23 protein-coding genes and 6 pseudogenes are annotated in these 15,389 nt (G+C 40.3%); 5 read left to right on the top strand and 24 right to left on the bottom strand.

The window, feature by feature from the left end; all coding sequences use genetic code 11:
* Positions 1-194: 194 nt before the first annotated feature.
* Together KUH03_RS12855 and KUH03_RS12850 are read left to right on the top strand one after the other, a co-directional pair.
* Positions 195-494: a hypothetical protein gene (locus KUH03_RS12855; RefSeq protein WP_257093876.1), complete on the top strand. Its 300-nt coding sequence runs from the start codon at positions 195-197 to the stop codon at positions 492-494.
* 20 nt (positions 495-514) lie between these two features.
* Positions 515-946 carry a hypothetical protein gene (locus KUH03_RS12850; protein WP_257093874.1) on the top strand — a complete coding sequence of 144 codons (432 nt, stop codon included), beginning with the start codon at positions 515-517 and terminating at the stop codon, positions 944-946.
* Positions 947-1,122: 176 nt separating this feature from the next.
* On the opposite strand, the gene KUH03_RS12845 is transcribed toward KUH03_RS12850, so the two are convergent.
* The 21 genes and pseudogenes from KUH03_RS12845 to KUH03_RS12760 form a co-directional block, all read right to left on the bottom strand.
* Positions 1,123-1,413 carry a chaperone modulator CbpM gene (locus tag KUH03_RS12845; protein WP_257093872.1) on the bottom strand — a complete coding sequence of 97 codons (291 nt, stop codon included), beginning with the start codon at positions 1,411-1,413 and terminating at the stop codon, positions 1,123-1,125.
* Positions 1,414-1,417: 4 nt separating this feature from the next.
* Positions 1,418-1,968, bottom strand: a pseudogene (locus KUH03_RS48575) (J domain-containing protein).
* 172 nt (positions 1,969-2,140) lie between these two features.
* Positions 2,141-2,230: pseudogene (locus KUH03_RS48570) on the bottom strand (DnaJ domain-containing protein); the annotation flags it as partial.
* A gap of 259 nt (positions 2,231-2,489) precedes the next feature.
* A complete protein-coding gene (locus KUH03_RS12835) occupies positions 2,490-3,125 on the bottom strand; it encodes a M28 family peptidase (protein WP_257096936.1) in 636 nt (211 codons plus the stop codon).
* A gap of 10 nt (positions 3,126-3,135) precedes the next feature.
* Entirely contained in the window at positions 3,136-3,588 is a 453-nt protein-coding gene (locus KUH03_RS12830) for a hypothetical protein (RefSeq protein ID WP_257093870.1), read from the bottom strand.
* A 227-nt stretch (positions 3,589-3,815) separates the two neighbouring features.
* Complete coding sequence (locus tag KUH03_RS12825; protein WP_257093868.1) at positions 3,816-4,007, bottom strand: hypothetical protein; 192 nt, start codon at positions 4,005-4,007, stop codon at positions 3,816-3,818.
* Positions 4,008-4,317: 310 nt separating this feature from the next.
* Positions 4,318-4,763, bottom strand: a pseudogene (gene rpiB / locus KUH03_RS12820) (ribose 5-phosphate isomerase B).
* Between the two features lie 13 nt (positions 4,764-4,776).
* Complete coding sequence (locus KUH03_RS45815) at positions 4,777-5,217, bottom strand: twin-arginine translocase subunit TatC (protein ID WP_306429559.1); 441 nt, start codon at positions 5,215-5,217, stop codon at positions 4,777-4,779.
* A gap of 17 nt (positions 5,218-5,234) precedes the next feature.
* A complete protein-coding gene (locus KUH03_RS45810) occupies positions 5,235-5,411 on the bottom strand; it encodes a hypothetical protein (protein ID WP_306429558.1) in 177 nt (58 codons plus the stop codon).
* On the bottom strand, positions 5,408-5,635 hold the full coding sequence (locus KUH03_RS45805; protein ID WP_306429557.1) for a twin-arginine translocase subunit TatC: 228 nt from the start codon (positions 5,633-5,635) through the stop codon (positions 5,408-5,410). Before KUH03_RS45805 ends, KUH03_RS45810 begins: the two co-directional genes overlap by 4 nt.
* A 76-nt stretch (positions 5,636-5,711) precedes the next feature.
* A pseudogene (gene accC / locus KUH03_RS12810) lies at positions 5,712-7,053 on the bottom strand (acetyl-CoA carboxylase biotin carboxylase subunit).
* Between the two features lie 82 nt (positions 7,054-7,135).
* Entirely contained in the window at positions 7,136-7,615 is a 480-nt protein-coding gene (gene accB / locus KUH03_RS12805) for an acetyl-CoA carboxylase biotin carboxyl carrier protein (RefSeq protein WP_257093866.1), read from the bottom strand.
* Between the two features lie 74 nt (positions 7,616-7,689).
* On the bottom strand, positions 7,690-8,334 hold the full coding sequence (locus KUH03_RS12800) for a 3-oxoacyl-[acyl-carrier-protein] synthase III C-terminal domain-containing protein (protein ID WP_257093864.1): 645 nt from the start codon (positions 8,332-8,334) through the stop codon (positions 7,690-7,692).
* Entirely contained in the window at positions 8,232-8,678 is a 447-nt protein-coding gene (locus tag KUH03_RS12795) for a hypothetical protein (RefSeq protein ID WP_257093862.1), read from the bottom strand. Before KUH03_RS12795 ends, KUH03_RS12800 begins: the two co-directional genes overlap by 103 nt.
* A gap of 6 nt (positions 8,679-8,684) precedes the next feature.
* Positions 8,685-8,819 carry a hypothetical protein gene (locus KUH03_RS48565; protein WP_373564810.1) on the bottom strand — a complete coding sequence of 45 codons (135 nt, stop codon included), beginning with the start codon at positions 8,817-8,819 and terminating at the stop codon, positions 8,685-8,687.
* Positions 8,813-9,483 (bottom strand): annotated as a pseudogene (locus tag KUH03_RS12785) (phosphate acyltransferase). The gene KUH03_RS48565 and the pseudogene KUH03_RS12785 overlap by 7 nt, the downstream one beginning before the upstream one ends.
* Positions 9,483-9,620, bottom strand: a complete 138-nt coding sequence (locus KUH03_RS12780) for a hypothetical protein (RefSeq protein ID WP_257093860.1) — start codon at positions 9,618-9,620, stop codon at positions 9,483-9,485. Before KUH03_RS12780 ends, KUH03_RS12785 begins: the two are co-directional and overlap by 1 nt.
* Positions 9,621-9,726: 106 nt before the next feature.
* Complete coding sequence (rpmF, locus tag KUH03_RS12775) at positions 9,727-9,918, bottom strand: 50S ribosomal protein L32 (protein WP_077437804.1); 192 nt, start codon at positions 9,916-9,918, stop codon at positions 9,727-9,729.
* Between the two features lie 14 nt (positions 9,919-9,932).
* On the bottom strand, positions 9,933-10,082 hold the full coding sequence (locus tag KUH03_RS12770; protein ID WP_257093858.1) for a hypothetical protein: 150 nt from the start codon (positions 10,080-10,082) through the stop codon (positions 9,933-9,935).
* Positions 10,079-10,471, bottom strand: a complete 393-nt coding sequence (locus tag KUH03_RS12765) for a DUF177 domain-containing protein (RefSeq protein WP_257093856.1) — start codon at positions 10,469-10,471, stop codon at positions 10,079-10,081. Before KUH03_RS12765 ends, KUH03_RS12770 begins: the two co-directional genes overlap by 4 nt.
* A 101-nt stretch (positions 10,472-10,572) precedes the next feature.
* Positions 10,573-11,123: pseudogene (locus KUH03_RS12760) on the bottom strand (epoxyqueuosine reductase QueH).
* 276 nt (positions 11,124-11,399) lie between these two features.
* Here KUH03_RS12760 and KUH03_RS12755 point away from each other — a divergent pair.
* From KUH03_RS12755 to KUH03_RS12745, 3 genes are read left to right on the top strand one after another with little or no spacing between them, the layout of a single operon-like run.
* On the top strand, positions 11,400-11,852 hold the full coding sequence (locus KUH03_RS12755) for a hypothetical protein (protein WP_257093852.1): 453 nt from the start codon (positions 11,400-11,402) through the stop codon (positions 11,850-11,852).
* Positions 11,849-12,328 (top strand): hypothetical protein, encoded by a 480-nt coding sequence (locus KUH03_RS12750; protein ID WP_257093850.1) that lies wholly within the window; start codon positions 11,849-11,851, stop codon positions 12,326-12,328. Before KUH03_RS12755 ends, KUH03_RS12750 begins: the two co-directional genes overlap by 4 nt.
* Positions 12,325-12,609 carry a hypothetical protein gene (locus KUH03_RS12745; protein ID WP_257093848.1) on the top strand — a complete coding sequence of 95 codons (285 nt, stop codon included), beginning with the start codon at positions 12,325-12,327 and terminating at the stop codon, positions 12,607-12,609. Before KUH03_RS12750 ends, KUH03_RS12745 begins: the two co-directional genes overlap by 4 nt.
* Here the strand turns inward: KUH03_RS12745 and KUH03_RS12740 are convergent.
* From KUH03_RS12740 to KUH03_RS12730, 3 genes are all read right to left on the bottom strand, one after another.
* Complete coding sequence (locus KUH03_RS12740) at positions 12,562-13,413, bottom strand: transglutaminase-like domain-containing protein (RefSeq protein WP_306429556.1); 852 nt, start codon at positions 13,411-13,413, stop codon at positions 12,562-12,564. The genes KUH03_RS12745 and KUH03_RS12740 overlap by 48 nt on opposite strands.
* Positions 13,414-13,509: 96 nt before the next feature.
* Positions 13,510-14,169, bottom strand: a complete 660-nt coding sequence (locus KUH03_RS12735; RefSeq protein ID WP_120261602.1) for an ABC transporter ATP-binding protein — start codon at positions 14,167-14,169, stop codon at positions 13,510-13,512.
* A 92-nt stretch (positions 14,170-14,261) separates the two neighbouring features.
* Positions 14,262-15,377 carry an ABC transporter permease gene (locus tag KUH03_RS12730; protein ID WP_257093847.1) on the bottom strand — a complete coding sequence of 372 codons (1,116 nt, stop codon included), beginning with the start codon at positions 15,375-15,377 and terminating at the stop codon, positions 14,262-14,264.
* Positions 15,378-15,389: the final 12 nt, after the last annotated feature.

Genomic DNA, 15,389 nt, shown 5'->3' with positions numbered 1-15,389 from the left:
CGAAGGCAGGTGATGAGCTTGTTCGATTGTTGCGATTTGGAACAAAGTGGAAACCTGGTATTCTTGACGGTAGTCCAATTAAAAATCAATATGAACTGACGTTAAGGCTAATGAAGATGAATGCAGATCTTTATAATGTTTATCGTTGGGAAGGGGTAAAGGTGCAAAAGATTAAATCGTAGGAGATCGATCGGATGTTTAGAAAGAAGAGTACCTTATTCTTGTTTATCGCCATTTCGCTAATCTTTACACTTGTATCCTGCAAATCCTATCAGGTAGCGCCTAATGGTTATACAGTGGAGGGCGATGAATATTTCATCAATGTGGATAAAAATCTTGCAGTATTTTTAGGAGATGATATTTTAAAAGAGGAAAACTGGGGTGCAAATACCGGACCCATCAATGTGAGTACAGTCAAGGCAGAATACACAAAAGTGCTTAAGCATCTAAATTACCAGGATACAGCTTACAAGGTATTGTTTACGGAAGCCTGAAAGGGAATTACAATTATGATATGCTTGCTGTGATAAACAATTATCCGAATATTAAAGGCCAGAAAAGTCATTTGCTCGACTTGACTACATTCCAGCGTGAGGAAAACAAGGAAGGGCGCTATTTTTATAGCGTAGGTGAATTTAAGGGGAAGAAGCTACTGCACTTTGTTATTCCGTTCAATGACCGGCTTTGGCAAGAGAAGATGGTTAGTATGATCTTTCTGCTTCCGCCTGATTTCAATGATATTGTCTGGGCGAAGAATATTGTGCAATCCAATGTAGCGATGTACCGGGATCGCTATGTTTTTACGCCGAGCAGGACGGAGATACAATGCGCCGATGATGGAAGCCGTTCGCACCTGGACTATAAGATTCCTGACGAGAAGATTAACAAAACTGGCTATATGCTGATGAAAGCATACGGGAAGGTCCAAGGAAGCACACATTGGTAGTCTATCGACTAATGAAACCAAAAGATTTTTTTGGATCCTTTGTCGTTTGCAAAGGAGACTATGAAATTCACTATACAACACTGCAAGATAAAATCGTCTGGCAGACCAAAATCAATACAGAGAAGGATGTTGTATTCTAGTTATGCTATTTTATGGATTGGTATAAAATCCTTGGATTAATAGTCCAAGGATTTTAATTTATTTTTGAGCTGTAGAATTTCATGTTGAAGTTGCTCAACCTTATCCAAGAGGTGATTGGCCACTTGAATTCCCTGTGGGTTTACTTCCAAGTCGTAATAAAGGTTTGAGAAACGTTCCAGTTTCTTGAGTTCATCTTCATCAATAAATTGTTCTTCCTGTTGTATGATAATGTGAATAAGGCCATATTCCTCCATCGTCTGTAGAAAAGTTGTTTCAACTTTTCTGGATTGGCAGAAGTCAATAACTTTTATGAGTGTCGTTTCCATGAGATTATTGTTTTAAATCCTTCAATTGCTGAAACAATGCTTTTTCCTCGTCGGAAAGATTGCTGGGCATTTTGATATTAAGGCTGACATAAAGGTCTCCGAATTCACCTTCTTTCCGGTAGAGCGGGAAACCCTTACCCTTGAGCCGCATTTTTGCACCGTTTTGACTTTCAGGTTTTATCTTTAATTTGATCTTACCTCCAAAGGTATCGAGTGTCGCCTCGCCCCTAAAATAGCGGTATAGAGATCGACATCCAAGGAGGTATACAGGTCATTTCCCTGTCGTTTGAAGGTTGCATCGGGAGTGATATTGATTGTAATATACAAATCGCCCTTAGGGCCTCCGTTGATCCCTTCACTACCGTAACCTTTTAATTTGATTTTCTGTCCATCCTCTACACCCGCATGGATTGTAATACGAATGCTTTTACCATTGATATTAAAGGTTTGTTGATGGGTTGTATAAGCCTGTTGGAGGCTTAAACTCAATTCGGCATTAAAGTCCTGCCCGCGAAAAGTACTTTGCCTGCCACCGCCACGTCGACTTCCAAACATCTGTTCGAAAAAATCTGAGAATTGGCCGTCATCAAAATTTCCGGTATATTCTTGCGAACCGCCACTACCAGCAAATGGATTTCCTCCAGAACCGAACGGATTGCCACCACCAGATTGGGATTGTCTGTATTGTTGCTGCGCTTTTTCATATTCCTCCCCATGCTGCCAATGTTCACCATATTGGTCGTATTTTTTTGCGTTTCTCGGGATCGGACAATACCTCATTTGCTTCATTAATCTCCTGGAACCGCTGTTTAGCCTCATTATCATTCGGGTTTACATCAGGATGGTATTTACGCGCTAATTTGCGATATGCTTTTTGATATCATCAGCCGAGGCTGTTTTATCAATGCCAAGCACTTTATAGTAATCTACAAAAGCCATATATCTTTGCTGTGTTATAATAAATATAACAAATTTATAGGGGCTTTGTTCTTTATTTTGATCAAAAACAAAAAGTTCCAGGTATCCAATACCCAGGACTTTTTGCCTTTATTGAAAAGCAATGCACTTATTCTTTATTAGTGTCTATTGCCAAGCGGTTTTCTATTGGCGATCTGCCATGCCGTGAAAAAGACCAACTTCTCCCGTTTGACCATTAATGGGAAATCAATTCTGTCATAGGTGTCCGCCGGTGTATGATAGTCTGGATGGAGACCCGAAAAATAGAAGATGGATGGTATGCCTTTCTTTGCAAAGTTATAATGGTCTGAGCGGTAATACAGACGCATTGGATCCTTTGGATTATCATACATATAATCTATTTCCAGTTTGGTGTTTTTTTCATTTTCATCTTTATTGATCTGATAAAGTTCAGAACTCAGTTTGTCTGAACCGATCGCATGGATATAGTCATGATTCCCTTTGAGGTGCTTATCATCTACACGGCCAATCATATCGATGTTGATACAGGCAACAGTATTTGCAAGTGGGAAAACAGGGTTTTCAGTATAGAATTTAGAACCTAGTAGGCCTTTTTCTTCAGCGGCGTAGGCTATAAAAAGGATACTGCGTCTTGGGCCATTACCAGCTGCTTTTGCGCGGGAAAAACTGCGGGCAAGTTCCAGTACGGCCGTTGTTCCGGAGGCGTTGTCATCAGCACCAAAGAAGATGTTTCCTTTGGAATCTTTGCCATCGTGATCGTAATGTCCACCAATGACAACTATTTCATCTTTTTGTCGGTTCCTCCAGGTATCCCAGGATATTCGGGTCAGCTAAAGGTTTTGCATTTGTACCGAAGTTGGCCTTGAGATTGGTGTTAATCACAAAAGAATTTGCTTGTCCAGAGCGATTGATTTTGCCGACAACAGCGGCGAGATTTGTACGTGCAAGATTAAAGATATAATTCGCAGCATGATCCGTTATGTTGACGACTGGGATCATGGGTGACTTTTCGGGTGCGGGCTGATCTATAGCCAGGTTATAACGTCCTTCGGTCGCGCGGTCTCCTGCTTCTTCAAGCAATTGGGATAGCTGGCTGTTGACAGCCAACACCAGCTTTGGCTTCTTCTTGAGAATTTCCTTGATTTTCTTATTCCTGCTTGTGGACCAGTCAGATGGAGCCTTTTTCCCGGTGATCCATGAATTTCCCTTATCATCCGTAGGTTCACTTTCGTTCAATAACAGGACAACTTTATTGGTCAGGTCTAAGCCCGTGATATCGGAATACTTTGGATCATCAATTCCATAGCCAATGAATATTATTTCATTGCTTTCAAAGAGTTTCTCCTCATTGTTACCAATGACAAAGATATCCTTCCCATTTTGAAAAGGCCGGTCATTGATCGTAAATTGCTTGACCTTAAAACTATTATGAATAAGCTGTAGGGGCTGGAAATATGATCCATTTACGGGCGCTGAAAGTCCGTATTTTTGAACTCATTTGCGATATAGTCCGCAGCCAATTGACCACCTTTCTGTCCTGTTCCTCTTCCTTCAAAGTCCACCGAAGCAAGGGTTCGTAGATGTTTTTGTGTCGATTCTACAGTGATTTCATTCGCATATTTGGTACTGACATCCTGTGCCTGAGCACAACTCACCACAGAAAACGCGACCCAAATCAGGTTATGTATTTTATTCATTTAGTATTGAGAATTTAGTATTACGTATTGAGATCCGGGTGCTGAAAGCTTAGGTTCTACGTTGTACGCAATACACTTTTTATTGTTAAAAATAGTATATATAGGATGATCGCTTGTTAACTATTAACAACAGTGTGTTATTATGTCCATAACAATATGAAGTGATAGCATGCCAATTTTGATCACCTTAAATCATACACAATATAACTAAAAAGCGGATGAAAAGTATATACTACCCTTCATCCGCTTCTTAAAATATGTTAATTTACTAACAGCTGCAAGCTATTTTATTGACACGGTTGGCATGACGTCCACCTTCAAATTCGGTTGTCATAAAAGTTGATACGATCTTTTAGCGAGATCAAGATCGATAAAACGGGCTGGGACACACACCACATTGGCATCATTATGTTGACGTGCCAATGCCGAAATTTCCTCCAACCAACAGATTGCGGCACGGATATTTTGATGTTTATTGGCTGTGATCGCAACACCATTGGCACTGCCACAGATCAAAACACCAGCATCAGCCTCTTTGTTCTCTACCGCCGATGCGACCGGATGTGCAAAATCTGGGTAATCGACTGAATCTGGGGAGTTTGTTCCAAAGTCGGTTACTTCATAACCCAATTCATTTAAAAAGCTAACCAATGCTGTTTTGTATTCAAAACCTGCATGGTCACTTCCAATCGCAATTTTCTTTACACTGCTCATTTCTATTGTTATTTTATTTTTCTTGTGCTAATTTTTTTCTTTTGACATCCGCGGAGACCATGATACTTACTTCATACAATAAGAACATTGGTGCAGCAACAGTCAACATGGTGATGATATCAGCAGAAGGCGTAATTACTGCTGCTATGACTAAAATGATTACTGTTGCATAACGACGGCTGGCACGCATAAATTCAGGCGTCATAATACCTATTTTAGACAGAATAAATACCATGATCGGCAGTAGGAATACGATTCCACAGCCTAATGTCAATGTGGCAATGGTAGACAGGTAGTTGTCTATTGTAATCTGGTTGACGATTTCATCACTTAAGGATACATTCGCTAGGAAATTGATGGATAAGGGTACAACAATATAATATCCGAAAAGTGCACCTAAAATAAACAATACAGAAGAGTAAAATACAAATCCACGTGCGGAACGTCTTTCCACATCTGTCAAGGCTGGTTTTACAAACAACCAAATTTCGAAAAGAAGATAGGGAAACCCATCATCAAAGCCATCAACAAGCAGGAGTTGATCTGGAGCATAAATTGTCCGGCCAATTCCGTATTGATAATATTAAAAGGTATTTTCTTGACACAGAAGTCGGCTAAATTAAATACATCCGCCGCTTTACACATCATGCGGTAGGTCCAAAAATCCAGATTTTTGGTCCCATGATAATATCTTTAAAGACGAAATCGTAGAATGTGAAAGCGATACCTGCAAAGATACAGATTGCAATAGCTGAACGGACCAAATGCCATCTTAAGACCTCAAGATGGTCAAAGAAGGACATCTCTGCTTCTATATTCTTCCCCTTATTTTTGATAGCTTGTATTAGATCTTTCGAATTTGGTGTACTCATAAAAATTGTTTGGAAACAAAAATACCATTCTTATTGTAAAGAATGGTATTTTTTATGTATGTAAAGATAATTTTATTTAATCTTCTACAGGATATTCAGTTAGGTCAAATGTTTCCATGAACTTTGTTGTGAAATTGCCTGCTCTAAAGTTAGGGTCACGCATTAATCTCAAGTGCAAAGGAATGGTTGTTTTGATGCCTTCAATCACAAATTCGCTCAATGCACGCTCCATGGTACAGATCGCCTCTTCACGCGTTTGTGCAACAGTGATCAACTTCGCGATCATGGAATCATAATTAGGAGGAATCGTATAGCCTGAATATACGTGTGTATCTACACGTACACCATGTCCACCTGGTGAGTGGAAGTTGGTGATTTTTCCCGGTGAAGGGCGGAAATTGTTGAACGGATCTTCCGCATTGATACGACATTCGATCGCGTGCATTTCCGGTTCATAATTTTTTCCGGAGATTGGAATACCTGCTGCAACCTTGATCTGCTCTTTGATCAGATCGAAGTTGATCACTTCTTCAGTTACAGGATGCTCCACCTGAATACGCGTATTCATTTCCATAAAGTAGAAGTTGCGGTGTTTGTCAACTAAAAATTCGATTGTACCGGCACCTTCATAGTTTACAGCTTTTGCACCTTTCACAGCAGCTTCACCCATTTCAGCTCTTAATTCAGGCGTCATAAATGGAGAAGGAGATTCTTCGATCAATTTTTGGTGACGACGTTGGATCGAGCAGTCACGTTCTGACAAGTGACAAACTGTACCAAACTGATCACCTACAATCTGGAATTCAATGTGACGGGGTTCCTCAACGTATTTTTCAAGGTAGATACCATCATTACCAAATGCAGCAGCAGATTCGACACGGGCAGAATCCCAAGCTGGTTCAAACTCTTCGTCTTTCCAGATGATGCGCATACCACGACCACCACCACCGGCGGTAGCTTTGATAATAACAGGGTAACCTATTTCATTGGCTAGCGTGATCCCTTCTTTACGTTTGAGATCAAACCATCTGATCCGGGTACAGTAGGTACACCGGCTTTTTCATGGTATCCTTCGCACGGGACTTATCGCCCATTTTTTCGATCTGTTCAGCAGTAGCACCAATAAATTTGATACCATACTCTGCACAAATTGCCGAAAAACGTGCGTTCTCAGATAAGAAACCATATCCTGGGTGAATAGCATCTGCATTTGTCAATTCAGCCGCAGAAATAATATTCGGAATGTTTAAGTAAGAATCTTTACTCGGTGGAGGGCCAATACAAACCGCTTCATCAGCAAAACGTACGTGTAAGCTGTCTCTATCTGCGGTCGAATATACTGCAACACTTTTGATACCCATCTCACGGCAGGTACGGATAATGCGCAGGGCAATTTCTCCTCTATTTGCAATTAATATTTTTTAAACATTGTCTTGAATTATGAAGTTTACAAAAATGTAGCCCTTTGGAGGCTACATAGTATTCATTTACGTTTGTAAATTACTTAGGCTCAACTAAGAATAATGGTTGGTCATACTCAACAGGTTGAGCATCCTCTACCAAAATCTTAACGATTTTACCAGAAACTTCAGATTCGATTTCGTTGAACAATTTCATCGCTTCAACAATACACAATACATTACCTGTATTGATATCATCACCAATATTAACGAAAGATGGTTTGCCAGGTCCAGCTGAACGATAGAATGTACCGATCATTGGTGATTTAACAGTAATCAAGTTTGCGTCAGCACTAGCAGCCGGTGCTGCAGGGGTAGCTACCGGAGCTGGAGCTGCTGCTTGAGCAACAGGAGCAGCAGCAATTGGTGCTACAGCTGGAACAGAAGCTGTTACGTACGTAGGCTCTTGATTTGTCTTTATTGTAATTTTAAAATCTTGCTCTTCAATCGAGACTTCATTCACACCTGATTTTGAAACGAATTTAATCAAGTCTTGAATTTGTTTGATATCCATACCCATAGTATTCTAGGTTTTGTTTGTTTCTTAAAAATTCTAACTGTCAAAAGTAATAAATTATACCATAAAATGGACAATTAATACGCCCATTTTAAATAGATGGATCCCCAGGTGAAACCACCACCGAAAGCAGCAAGGATCAGGTTATCTCCTTTTTTCAATTGAGATTCCCATTCCCATAAGCATAAAGGAATTGTTCCACTGGTTGTATTTCCATATTTTTGGATGTTTACCATCACTTTTTCTTCCGGAAGACCTACACGTTCTGCTGTTGCATCGATGATACGTTTGTTGGCCTGATGCGGTACCAACCAAGCGATGTCCTCTGACTTCAAATTGTTTTTCACCATGACATCATGAGCAACATCAGCCATATTGGTCACTGCAAATTTGAATACTGTACGGCCTTCTTGGTACGCATAATGTAATCCTGCATCGACCGTAGCATGGGAGGCAGGGTTTAATGAACCACCACCTTTAATATTTAGGAATTGGCCACCAGAACCATCTGTCTTCAAAATCGCATCTTGTATACCCAATCCTTCTTCATTTGGCTCTAATAACACACAGCCACAACCATCTCCAAAAAGGATACAGGTATTACGGTCTTGATAATTGATTACCGATGACATTTTATCAGCACCGATGACAAGCACTTTTTGTGCGTGCCTGCTTTGATAAACTGTGTTCCGGTATTCAGTCCAAACAAGAAGCCCGAACAAGCAGCCTGTAGATCAAAGCCCCATGCATTTGTCGCACCGATTTTATCGGCTAAAATATTTGCCGTAGCGGGAAACAGCATATCAGGTGTACTTGTACAAAAGATAATTAAATCGATATCCGTCGCTTCTATTCCTCTCTTTTTCAACAAACCCTGAACGGCAGGTACAGCAAGATCTGATGTAGCAAGCCCTTCGCCCTTTAAGATGCGTCTTTCTTTGATTCCTGTTCGTGATACAATCCACTCGTCGTTGGTATCGACCATTGTTTCCAACTCTTTGTTGGTGAGGATGTAATCCGGAACGTAACCATTTACAGCCGTAATCGCGGCATGAATCTTTGACATAAATACTTAATTGAAAATAGATCTGATACTGTCAATGAATTTAGACTCGATCATATCTCTTGAAAATAAAACCATATTTTTAATGGCCTCAGGTGTTGAAATACCATGACCAATAATAACAGGAGCGTTAACTCCTAAGATTGGACTACCGCCGTACTGCTCGTAGTTGAATCGGTCGAAGAAATCATCTTTAAAACCTTTTTCAGGGTCACTACATAAAATGATTCTGCAAGTTTCAAGACCACATTGCCCGTAAATCCATCGCAGACGTATACGTCGGCATGATCACTGAACAGGTCGCGGCCTTCTGCATTTCCGATAAAGTTAATCTTGTCGTTGGCTTTAAGTAGGGGTAGGTAGAGGTTGTCAGGATGTTTCCTTTTTCTTCTTCTTCTCCGATGTTCAACAATCCTACTTTAGGGTTGGATACATTGAATACATGCTCGGCAAAGAGGCTGCCCAACATTGCAAATTGATTCAGCATCTCTGGTTTACAGTCTGCGTTTGCACCGACATCCAGTAAGATTCCGAATCCTGATTTCAATTTTGGAACAATTGATGCTATGGCTGGGCGTAATACGCCTGGGATAGCTTTCACGCTGAACATCGATCCCACGAGCATGGCTCCGGTGTTACCGGCGGATGCGAATGAGTCGATTTCTTTGTTTTTTAAATATTCAAATCCCTTCGCAATACTTGAGTTGGGTTTTTGAGTTATTGCTTTGGTTGGATGTTCACCCATCGCAATGACTTCTGGAGCTTCCACATATTCAAAGTCAGATGAATTTCCTCCGGCTTGATCGATTAATTGTTTAGTCTCTTCAGTTTTACCAAAAGGACTATCTTTTGGTCTCCAGTAAGCTGTTTTTGTGCTTCAATCGCACCTGTTATCGTTGCTTTAGGAGCATAATCTCCTCCTAAAATATCTAAACCAATCTTCATCCGTTATTATTTAGTAAATCAATAATACGCAAAAAACATCCCAAAATAAAGCAAATTTCTAAAATATTGCTTGTTTGGGATGTTTTGGTGTTATGAAAGGTTTACCTTAGACAACAGCTGTATTTTCAATGATCAATTTACCGTTGTAGTACAAGTTTCCGTCTACTTTGTAAGCACGGTGAGGTAAATGAACTGCGCCAGTTTCTTTACATACTGTCAAGCTAGGAGCTTCAGCTTTATAATGTGTTCTTCTTTTGTCTCTTCTTGATTTAGAAGTTTTACGTTTTGGATGTGCCATCTCGTATTTTTGTTTTAGTAGTTATTTTTAATATTTCTCAATGCTTCCCAACGTGGGTCGATAATTTCTTCTTCTTTTTGCTCTTCTGAATCCGGCTCGCTTGTAAATAAAGCCAACATTTCAGGATCGCATTGTATGCCTTGTCCCTGCTCTTCACATTTCACGATATAGGAACCGCCAAATTGATGTATTCGTACAACAGTTCAGCTATATCCAACTCATGGTCGCTTTTTGATAAGATCAACACCTCTTCGGTATTGTCTGTCCAATCTTCATCCGTGAATTTGACCAATATCCGTTCTTGAATTGAAATCGGCGACATAAACTCTTTCAAGCAGGTATCACAAGTCAATTGAATCTCGCCTTGGATATCAAAATGCAAAATCAACAGGTTCTCCTGTTTTTGCAACTCAACTTCTGCTTTCAGATTGCCATCTTTTACAATCGAATGTTCGTAGCAGTCAAAGAACTTTTTATTAATGTCAAATTCAAAATTGTGCTTTCCAGCGTTGAGTCCCGAAAAGGGAATTCTGTATTGTTTTAGATGTTTCACAATCTTGCATTTGAGCCTGCAAAGGTATGTATAAAATCATTAGGATCGAAATATTTTTTAAATATTCCAGTCGAACGCTTTATCTATACACAGAGCACGACTTATTCATAATAATTTTTACCTAACTCTATCTTTTCGCGTCCATTTGCCATGCGCCATTTATTGGTATCACGTAGCGAATATGCACAGCCGCAATATTCCTGCATGTAGAATTTCTCTTTTTGGAGACTTCTAACATCCTTGCCGAACCACCTTTCTTGCGCCAGTTGAACGTCCAGTACTCCATCCCTTCATGGCGGGAAGCGGCACGTAAGCCACAGTCGTTGATCTGCTCCATGTTTTTCCAACGGGAAATACCCAATGAACTAGAGATCACATCAAAGCCATTAGCCGCCGCGTATTCTGCAGTTTTTTCAAAACGCATATCAAAACACATGGTACAACGGATTCCTCGCTCAGGTTCCTGTTCCATACCCTTAGCCAGATCAAACCAATGGTCTACATCATAGTCCGCATCAATAAAAGGGATATTATGCTTCTCTGCAAAACGAATATTCTCATCTTTGCGCAGATCATACTCCTTGCGTGGGTGGATATTGGGATTGTAGAAATAAATCGTAAAATCGATATCCGAAGCAATCAATGCTTCCATGACTTCTCCGGCACAAGGTGCACAACAGGAATGTAGAAGCAATTTCTTGCCCTCTCCTGGTAATGCCAACTTCTCCCGTACAAATTCCTTCTTTTCCATAATCGTATGTGATATCAAAAACAAAGGCAATTTTAATCAAAAAGTAGCGAAATGGCAAATATTTCCGTTTTAGACATCATGGTATCCGTCTAAAAGAATGAGATAAATTCATTGATATTCTGCATATATTAGTAGATTTGTATGTTTGACGCAATAAGCTATTTATAATAAAAAAATATGAAATTTTCATTTCAAACCTGTGTTATTGTATTATTTGCCAGTTTAATAGGTGTTGCTTCCTGTAAAAAACTGGATGATGAACCAGAAAATGGTCTGCCGACACTTATTTCAAGATTGTATATTTCTTTCTCTGACTATCGAACAAATAATTCGATCAAGAATCTTATGATTGTTGATCCTGCAGACACCAATACACTGAATAATACCGTTCAATATCTTTCCCCAGCGAAAGGTGGTGGACCGGTGCTCTTTGATCCCAATGCGACATCTATTTTCCAGGCAAGCTCGGGAGCCGTTGCTCAAGATACCTTTATCCAGCGGATTCCTTTGGACGACATTTATGGGAATCCCGGTGATGCTAGTCAACTTGGGTTTACAGGTTTTAGAAATGTGGTAGGATTAGGTTATTACTCCTATGCGCAACAAAATGGTACTGGGGATCGGCAGTGACCAACTTTCTACTTGCGGCGACAGGTGGCAATATGTTATATGCGATAAGCCGCCCCGAAGGAAAAGGTGGATCAACAGGTGGTTCCAAGATCATCGATAAACAGATTAGCCTCGGGACGATTATTCCAACCTCGTTGACCTTATTAGAAGGGAATACAGCTGATAAAAACGAAAAACTGCTACTCGTAGGGTTTGAAAATGATGGTACAAATAAAGGGAATGGTTTCGCTGTTTATACAATTCTTAAACAAGAACTGATTGATAGGCCTCGAGATACGATTGTTGCGGCGTCTAGATTTGTACCGACACTGAAGGTCTATGTGCAGGGAAAAACAGACTTGGGAGCTGTTTCTTATGCGCCCAATAGAAAATTATTGGCCGTTGCTACAGGAGAGGGAAAAGAGGTGTTGTTCTTTAGAAATCCGAAGGAATTGTTTACTGGAACTGGAGAAAAACTGTCCCTCCCGATTATGTGATCGGTGGTTCCGCTACAGGGTTGGAAGAGCCTACGGGAGTTGCCATCGATGACCGTATTGAAAATGGAAAATTTCTTTATATTTCAGATGCGAAGAATAGGAAAATCAGCCGGTTTAAATTGACGGATGAAGGGAATGTAGCACCGGAACTAACACAAGAATATGGGACTCTGATTCCAAATTATATCTTTTGGATGCCCGAGAAAGGACAAATTTTTAATTTATACACACTGTCAAGCAAGCAATTCGAACAGTTCTCTGATTTCCTGTTGCTTGCCTGAACTTTCATGAGCTTCATACGCTGACAGGAGATTCCGCAAAGCGCGCTTTAGGATAGTCACATTGTCGCAGGGAAATGTAAATTCCCGATCTGGACCTAGGTTTAACTGTTTCAGGAACGAATTAACATCACTTTTTTGCATGATCTGCCCCCGGTTAAATGCATTGATGTAAAACAAAACATGTTCATTTCCTTCTTCATCCGAATCCATATAGGCCAGGATAAAATGCTTGGGTAAATTGATCCCATAGATCGGGATATCCAGCTTTTGTGCAATAATGCTATAGATACAGGATAAGGTCAACGGATTCCCCTGCTTCGTGTCCAAAACCTGACCGATATAGGAGTTTTGCGGATGGTGATAATCCTTTGTATTGCCAGATAAACCAAAGGAACCAAATAGCACATGGTTCAGCAGGTTCACCTTCTCCAATGGACTCATATCGTATTGTAGTCCGCGCCACACCTCTGTTTTCAGATCTTCGATTTTCAACACGATTTTATGGTCCTCGTAAGAAGGATATTGATAGTTATTGAGAATGATAAGTCCTTCCAGCAGATTGAAGGAATTGCTCAGATTCCAGATCTGTAACTCATTTTTGGTCTGGTCGAATTGAATTTCATGAATAATGTTTTCCAGCCGCCCCTGGACTCTTGGATCAAAGCTCGACTCCCAGAATTTTTCTAAATAAGGAACAATTTCAGGACCTTGGCTTTTTAACTGATGTTCCACTTCCTGAATAATCTGTTGGTCGGTATCGTCCAACAGGAATATTAACGATTTCAGCTCTCTCTCATTCATCATAACGAAGTTAAAAAAATGAATTGAGAAATGATACAAAAAAATCCCTACAGTATTCATGTACCAGGTAGGGATTATTCAGGTTAAATTGGTATACAATTATTTGAGCTGGCCATCCAGCATATTGACAATTCTTTTGCCGTACTCCGCATTTTTTTCGGAGTGGGTAACTTGTATGATCGTGACACCGTCATCATTCAATTGTTTGAACAGTTCCATGATCTCTTCGCCTTGTTTGGAATTGAGGTTACCCGTAGGTTCATCTGCCAACAAGAGTTTCGGAGATCCCGCCAATGCACGTGCGATACCAACGATCTGTTGTTGCCCTCCGGACAGCTGAGCCGGAAATAGATCTTTCTTTCCTACAATACCAAAACGGTCAAGCATATCAGCCACAATGGCTTTGCGCTCTTTGCTGGAAATGTCTTTATAGATCAGTGGTGTTTCTATATTTTCATATACTGTCAATTCATCCAGTAAATGGTAAGCCTGAAATACATATCCAATATGAGATTGGTAGAGCTGCGACCGTTTTTTTGCTTTCATCTCCAATACGTTTTCATCCATAAAGATATATTCACCTTCATCCGGTTCGTCCAGCATTCCAATAATATTCAGCAGGGTGGATTTGCCTGAACCCGAAGGGCCCATTATGGATATGAAATCACCTTCTGCTATATCTAAACTGACATCTTTGAGCACAAATGAGCGTGTACCACCTACGTTATACCACTTGAATAAATGTTTTAATTGTATCATTTTCTAGTATTGAGATTTTAGTATTGAGATTTTGGTTGTACAAGCCTCGGCTTACCCGGTATCTCTTTTTTATTTTGTCTTTTAATTTTTACTTATTCATCCCGCAGGCTATCTACCGGATTTGTTCTTGCAACTTTCAACGATTGGAAGCTAATGGAAATCAATATTAAGATAAATATGCAAAATATCGGGATCAAAAACGACCACCATTGTATATTGACATGATATGCAAAATTGGAAATCCATTTGTCCATGAGTAAATATGCTAAAGGAATGGCTATGACGATACCGATCAGAAATAGCCTGAAAAACGGTTTATTTAATTGGACAAAGAGGAGTTGTGCCGAGGCACCGAGTACTTTCCGGATACTCATTTCTTTTTTGCGTAATGCGGCCTGATAAGCCGCCATGCTGAATAGTCCCAATGCAGCAATAATAACCGAAAGGCTGGCGAAACTATTGAAAGCAACCTGTAGTTCCTGTTGTTTCTTGTGCTGCAAAGCATATTGCTGATCCATAAAGGAGTAGTCTAAAGGCAGATCTTTTGCAGATGTATTTTTTGCCCATTCTTTCTTTACTGCCTCAATCGCCGGATCGACCATTCCCGGTTTTGTTTTCACCATAAGCGTCGTTTGGAAACGCATGCTTCCACACTCATTTTTAAATGAATAGAGGGTAGGTTGAACGGCATTTTCAAAGCCATAGGCCTTACTATCTTTGACAAGGCCGACGATTTCGAAATTTGCGTCACAGCCACTGATTTTAACGCCAATGGGATTCGAAAGTCCCAAACTTTTAGCAGCTGATTCATTGATGACTGCATAGTTGGAAAGGGAGTCATGGAGCAACTGATCGATTGACAGATTGATATTCCCCTGTAGATTAGGGATATTTAATGTTTTAAAATAGCCCGGATCGATACCGACATGAGCAAAGGAAATATTCTTTTGTGCATAGGAGAATTCCATTTTGGGAGGTTGTTCCCCTTCTCCCGGGATATTTGTGGAGGAAGCCACCGCCTCAATGCTCGGATCATTTTCTAATCGCCGTTTCAATTGATGGAAAGAACCATCAATTTTGGAGTCGTAATACATGCCCACTCCTTTGAAGTTGACCACTTGCGCTGGCTCAAACCCTTTATCTGTATGCTGCATGTATTGAAGCTGGGCCCTAATGACCAGCATACCTGAAATAAACAGAATCGCCATGCTGATCTGAAA

It is taken from the genome of Sphingobacterium sp. E70 (assembly GCF_019285695.1).
Classification (GTDB): Bacteria; Bacteroidota; Bacteroidia; order Sphingobacteriales; family Sphingobacteriaceae; genus Sphingobacterium; species Sphingobacterium detergens.
Note: the sequence above shows the minus strand (reverse complement) of the source record. Positions and strands in the feature narration are given on the sequence as shown.